At 48.0% G+C, this 4,425-nt stretch carries 3 protein-coding genes; all 3 read right to left on the bottom strand.

Features of this window, described 5'->3' with window-relative positions:
* Positions 1-474: NTP transferase domain-containing protein (locus ACJ751_RS04825; RefSeq protein ID WP_407744241.1), on the bottom strand; the 474-nt coding region annotated here is incomplete at its 3' end.
* Positions 475-885: 411 nt separating this feature from the next.
* Positions 886-2,043, bottom strand: a complete 1,158-nt coding sequence (locus ACJ751_RS04820; RefSeq protein WP_407744240.1) for an XdhC family protein — start codon at positions 2,041-2,043, stop codon at positions 886-888.
* A gap of 142 nt (positions 2,044-2,185) precedes the next feature.
* A partial coding sequence (locus ACJ751_RS04815) for a T9SS type A sorting domain-containing protein (RefSeq protein WP_407744239.1) occupies positions 2,186-4,425 on the bottom strand: 2,240 nt, incomplete at its 5' end.

Here is a 4,425-nt window from a genome sequence, read left to right as displayed (position 1 = left end):
GCCCTGCAAATCAAGTAGTTGGGGGAACAGGGATTTATCAAACAAGGCGGGAATGCCCAAAGTCTCCGCATAGGCGCAAGCCACAATGGGTTTGCGGCTTTTTTGCCGTTCATTGATTAGGTCGAGTAATAACCCGGGGGTTACAAAGGGCTGATCGCATACCATAAAGATCACCTGGTCGGGTTCCGGCGTGCGGTTCAGCAAGGCCTGCAAACCACAGTGGATGGAAGAGGCGATTCCCTGCTGCCAGTTTGGGTTAAACACCAATTTCACCTGGCCGGGATCCAACGCAGCTGCCAAATGTTCGCCATTAGCGCCCGTTACTACCACCGGTTGCGTGGTGACAGTAAGTGCCGTTTTTACTGCATGTTGTAAAAGCGTTACGCCCTGCCAGGGCAATAATTGTTTGGGCTGGCCCAACCGGGTGGAGGCGCCTGCAGCCAGAATGATTATATCGGTGTGAAAGATGGTCATACCCAACCCCGCCGTAGCGGGTTAATTTTTTGATGAAGTGTTTCTAATTAAAACAATCCTGTTTTTATACGAAAACAATAGGGTACTATATATTTTCGACCTGTTTCTATATAGAAATTATGTTCCACTATATATTTTCAGTCCATTTCTATATAGAAACCAGGCTCTTCTATATAATTTCAATATGTTTTTGTACAAAAATGATACGCTACCGTATATTTTCACCCCATTTCTATATAGAAACAGCACTCCACTATATATTTTCAACCCGTTTCTATATAGAAACCATGCTCCACTATATATTTTCACCCTGTTTCTATATAGGAACGGTACCAAATTATACAGAAACATAGTGTTTTCATATAGACAGAAGGGTTGTATTATTTGAAAATCAACAAGCTAATCAACTTATCAACTAACCTTCACCTCCTCCACCTCCTTCTCCACCCGCGGGTGAATGGTATCGGCGCTGTTGCGCAACGATTCCCCGTTCCGGCCCGCAGTCACTGCTTTTATTTCTGCAATTATAGATAGGGCAATTTCTTCGGCGTTTTCGGCCCCGATGTTCAATCCTACGGGTCCAAATACGGAAGCGAGTTGTTCGGCAGCGGGTTCTATGCCTTCTGCCTTTAATTCGTCCAGCATGCGCACCAGTTTTTTGCGCGGGCCCAGCATGCCTATATAGGGTATGCGCTGGTTGAGCAGTTGGCGAAACACCTTGAGGTCATAATTGTAATTATGGGTCATCAGCACAAACACGGTTTGCGCATCAAGCGTCACCTGTTCCACCACTTTTTCGGGTTTGGTAACCAGCACCTGGTTAGCTGTGGGAAACCGGGCCGTTGTGGCATAAGCGGGTCGTCCATCGGCTACGATCACCTGCCAGCCGAGCAAATGCGCCATTTGCGCCACCGGGATGGCATCATTCCCTGCGCCGATAATGACTACCGAGACGGCGGGCTTTATCAATTCAATAAATGCCGTGAATTGTTTTCCTTCGGAAATATATGTTTTTGTAGCGGATACCTGGTTTATAAAGGCGGTTTTGGCGTCTGTGGTCAACGCCTTTTGTAAAGCTTCACTGGTCATACGGGCCGTAATGGTTTCACCCGGTAATTGTAATAAACAGGTGCCTGGTTGCACCTCGCGCCGGTCGTTCAGCGAAAAAAGCATTACCAGCACGGCATGTTGCCGCTGGCCGCTGATGGTTTTTAATAACTGAATGGGATTATCGGGCAGTTGGGGTTGTATAGGTTCAATAACAATATGAATAATGCCTTCGCACCCCAGCCCTACGCCCAGTTTGGCATCATCTTCATCGGTTGTATCATACGTCACCAGCATGGGTTGTTGCTGCGCCATCACCAGCAATGCCTTGCGTAAGGCATCGCCTTCCAGGCAACCACCGCTTATGGCGCCCGTCAATTGCCCGTCCTGCGTTATCAACATCCGCGCGCCGGGCCGGCGGTAAGAAGAACCCTGTACATGCACCACGGTCGCCAGCGCCGTTTGTTTGCCCTGTTGCTGCGCCTCCTCGTAGGCCTGTATTATGGCCTGAATTTCTTTCATATGAAAAATAATTTATGTGCTTCGGCTTTATTAAAGTTACAACAGTTGACAAATATATTCTGATACAAAAAATAAAAGCCCCCGGCGGGAATGCCGGGGGCGAAATTGCCAAAAGAGTGAACCATAATAAAAACATTCAGGGCTATTCAATCACCATCTTCTTTGTAAACACTACTTCTCCGGTTTCCTTATCTATCCCTTTTATAAAATAGGTACCTGCTATAGTAATTGTGAAGGGGGTAACCACATCGCTTTGAAGGGAGGTTTCCTTACCCACCATTTTGCCATCTATAGTATAAATGTGTACGGTGGTTGCATGTTTTGCATTGGTGAACAACAGGCTGAATGTACCTTTTGATGGAACCGGCCATACTTTCACCTGTGGTAAGGCATCGCTATTGGTAACTGTTCTTATTTCAGAGAAGGTTGATTTACCATCGATGTCTTTTTGCACCAGGCGATAATAGCTTACGCCCTTATAATCATTCTCATCGTTTGCGTCATACGTTAACTGTAATGCGCCGTTGCCTTTATTTGCTTTGGTGGCCATTTTGGCAACAGTGGTAAATGGATTGCCGGATGAGAAAGTACGTTGAATTTCAAAATGGTCGTTATTGGCTTCTTCCTTTGTTTGCCAACTTAAAGCCACGGTGGCGGCATCTTTTCTTTTTGCCTGGAAGTTTACCAGCGATACGGGCAGCGCTACAGCTGGATCAACCAGAAGGTTCACCAGCCTTGTCATGGTGCTGCCTTCAGCATCAGTAACAGTAAACGTAAATGATGCTAAACCAGAAGTTGTGGGTGTAAAGATCACCACACCCGGGTTACCGGGATCAGCTGCAATTGTTCCATTTACTACTTTGGCAGTTGTAAATGCCGGACTGTTTGTATAACCACGGGCGAGCTCTTTCAGATTGATGGATCTTGAGTCGGTAGGCGTCATAAAATAATGCGGGCCGCCCATCCATTCCAGGTAATTGTCGAGCTCGGTAAACCCATCGTGGTCTGCATCGCTATTGGCATCGGAAAAATCATTGGGGGCAGAATTACTGTTCAATCCTTTTAGGTCTTCCCACCAGTTGGGCAAACCATCGTTATCGGTATCAAAGGAAGCCGCCCGGTGCACTTCGGGATAATTTTCCCAACCACCCACGTCAGCCTGGTTATCGGGCAAACCAGGAAGGCCGGAAACACTGCCGGAATACGTGTACGTGCCATTCAGGGTTTCATTCACTATGCGAATATCATGGTCGTCAAAAACAGGTTGATTACTCCCTACGTTTGACAATACCCGTTTGTAGGCATCTTTGGCTGTTTGGGTAGCAACATAAGAATTAAAGAAGGGAGAGGTAACCCAGGTTTGCCAGTTTACAATGGCGCCGTTTGAAATTCGGATGCGTTCACCCAGGTCCTGCCGGGTTTCATCAAAATGCCCGGGCATTAGGTTCCCGCTCACATAATATTGTTGTGTACCCAACCCTGTTCCTTCATGGTCGGCCGTTATAGCAACGAAAATGCGGGAGGCGGCGCCCGGTTTATAATAGTTGTTTACAAAATTTACCTGGTTAGCGCCCCCATCGGTAGTGCGGCCGCCCCAGTTGTATACTACATTGTTGGTGATATCCAGCTTGCCGGAATAATAGCCATTGCCGTCGAGGCCACCACCCATACTCCAGTTTCTACCCTCATCATGCGCCAGCAGGTTATGGTGAAAACTGCCGGTAGAGCCGCCGATAGTAGCTGCGTACCCATGTGCGGTACCAGCCGGATAATTCTGATGACCCGCTACGTTGAGCGCTTCGGCGATCATGGTCCTTTGTAAAGAAATGTTTTTGGCGCCGCGGGAACTAAATCCTTCATCGATCGTCCAGCTGATGGAACAGTTGTCCATGATGCTGTTGTTGCCATTCAACCCCATACCATCGTAAGTAGTGCCACCACCCACGCGTACGCGCATATGACGCACTACCACATCGTTACCACCCATACCAAAAGGCGCCCTGCTAATACAGATGCCTTTGCCCGGGGCGGTTTGTCCGGCCACAGTAACGTAATTGCTTCCCAGCGTTAACCGCGACTGCAGGGCGATGATACCGGAAACATCAAACACAATGGTGCGGGGACCAATGTCATTGCTAACAGCCTCGCGCAGGCTACCAGGACCGGCATCGTTGAGGTTTGTCACATGCACCACTTTTCCACCGCGACCACCACGGGCAAAGCGGCCATAGCCCTCGGCATCTTTAAATGACAATTGGCGCGGCCGGTAAAACCATACACTGCCAACTGTAATATTGCCGGCTGCATCCTCTTCATCAACACGCCAGTAATATGTGTTCATACTGTACTGATTGTTGATCGTGAAATTATTGGTAGTAGTGC

The organism is Niastella sp. (genome assembly GCF_045805085.1).
Classification (GTDB): Bacteria; Bacteroidota; Bacteroidia; order Chitinophagales; family Chitinophagaceae; genus Niastella.
The sequence above is the reverse complement of the archived record's forward strand: the minus strand, read 5'-3'. Positions and strand labels throughout refer to the sequence as shown.

Excerpts from the sequence above, each read along its gene's own strand:
- ACJ751_RS04820 (WP_407744240.1), bottom strand. The coding sequence starts at position 2,043 with ATGAAAGAAATTCAGGCCATAATACAGGCCTACGAGGAGGCGCAGCAA.